Origin of the sequence: Ameyamaea chiangmaiensis (genome assembly GCF_013376175.1) — a bacterium.
In the GTDB taxonomy this organism is placed as follows: Bacteria; Pseudomonadota; Alphaproteobacteria; order Acetobacterales; family Acetobacteraceae; genus Ameyamaea; species Ameyamaea chiangmaiensis.
Genome location: NZ_JABXXR010000280.1, coordinates 1 through 1,804, shown reverse-complemented (window position 1 = coordinate 1,804; position 1,804 = coordinate 1). Strand labels below are relative to the sequence as shown.

Here is a 1,804-nt window from a genome sequence, read left to right as displayed (position 1 = left end):
GGCCCGCAGGCCGTCGGCCGCGTCGGCGAAGACCGCCAGATTGTCCAGCAGGTGATAGCGGTCGGCCCGGCGGCCGTTCACATGCAGATAGAGATTGATCTTGGCGGGGGCCTGATCCTCCACGGTTGTCACGATGAGGGTGTGGGTCGGGGGGTGGGGCGGCCGCTCATCGCGGCACGGACGGCGTGCGCCCGGCGACGGCGGGGCCGAGCCGGTCGAGGGCGCGGCGGATCGCCTGTCGGTCCGAGGGCTCGGGGTTGAGGTGCAGGGCGCGATCGAATTCGTCAATCGCCTCGGGCCGGCGGCCGAGCGCCAGATAAACCTCGCCGAGGTGATAGTTGACGGCCGGGTCCAGCGGCGTCTTCTCCGCCGCCGCCTGAAGATAGCCAAGCGCCGTTACGGGATCGCCGTCGCGGAAAACGGCCCAGCCGACGCTGTCGCGAATGGCCGCGTCATGCGGGGCCAGGTCCAGCGCATGGACCAGCAGCGTGCGCGCACGCGGCAGGTCCTCGTGCCGTTGCACAAGGGAATAGCCGAGATAGTTCAGCAGGTCCGGCTGATCGGGCGCCAGCACCACCGCGCGCTCCAGGTCGCCGCGCGCCCCCGTCCAGTCCCCGGACTGATCCCGCGCCATCGCGCGCGACAGCAGAAGCGACCAGTCCGGTGCCCCGCTGGCCGCCAGCAGCCGGTCATACACCCGCACCGCCTCCGACGGATGGCCGCTCGATGCCAGCAGGTCCCCCATCAACCGCAGCAGGGCGGGCTGGTCGGGCTGCGCGCGCAACAGGGCGCCGAGCTCGCGCCGTGCCTCGTCGATCCGTCCGCTGGCCGCCTCGATCAGGACCAGCCGGTAACGCAGCAGCGGCGCCATCGGCGCCGAGGGATCAATCCGCCCGATGACCGCGCGTGCCGCGTCGAACTGCTGGTTGGCCTGCAGGATTTCGGCCAGAAGCAGTCGCGCCATCGGCTGGTCGGGCTGAAGCTGGAGCGCCAGACGCAGCAGCACGCGCTCCAGATCGCGCACCTGATGGGTAACGGTGTCCGGCTGTCCCGCCAGCAGCGTCAGTTGCTCGCTGGCGACGATCGCCGCCAGAACATAGTCCAAAGCCGCGCCTTCGCGCGCCGACGACACCAGTGGCCGCGCCAGCCCGGCGTCCAGTGTCGACTCCGCCAGTGCCATGGCCGGCGCGTCGGAGACGGCCCGGTGCACCAGCGCGCGGGCCTGCGCGATCTGGCCGTGCCTCTGGAGCCAGTGACCGTAGGCAAGCGCCATCAGCAGGTCGCCGCCGTGCTCCATGGCCGATGCCGCGCGCAAAGCCTCGCCCGCCTGGGCGTCCCGGCCCGCCATCATCGCAATCAGCCCGCGCTCCTCGACCATGAAGAAGCCGCCCCCGGCCCCCAGCATGGCCAGAGCCTGATCGGTCTGTCCGGCACCGGCCAGGGTCCAGGCGACCAGCAAGGGACGCAAAAGGGCGCCGACACGGTCGGCCGGCGCGGAGTCGTAGGCGGCCCGCGCCGACGCCCACTGTCCGGCGCGCAGGGCCGCGTTGCCACGGACATAGGCTGCAAGGCCGCTTCCTTGCGGATCGGCGCGCTCGGCAAGATCGGCTGATCCCGCCAGCAGGGCATGATAGAAGGCCCCATGACGCAGGACCTGGTTCCCCGGGTCCGCCGACAGGGCCGCGCCATCGCCCTCCGCGGCGGGCCGTTCGTCTTTGCGCCGGGTGGCGCCGGGCCCGACCTTAACCGCGCGGTTGTCGGGGCCCGCCTCCGGCCCGACCGCCGCCGGCGCGTCGGCCCGGAC

Annotated in this window: 1 protein-coding gene and 1 pseudogene; both read right to left on the bottom strand. The window is 72.3% G+C overall.

The features are described 5' to 3' along the window. Positions 1 to 135 (bottom strand): annotated as a pseudogene (locus HUK82_RS17540) (4-(cytidine 5'-diphospho)-2-C-methyl-D-erythritol kinase); the annotation flags it as partial. 31 nt (positions 136 to 166) lie between these two features. Next, a partial coding sequence (locus tag HUK82_RS16345; RefSeq protein ID WP_176614930.1) for a tetratricopeptide repeat protein occupies positions 167 to 1,804 on the bottom strand: 1,638 nt, incomplete at its 5' end.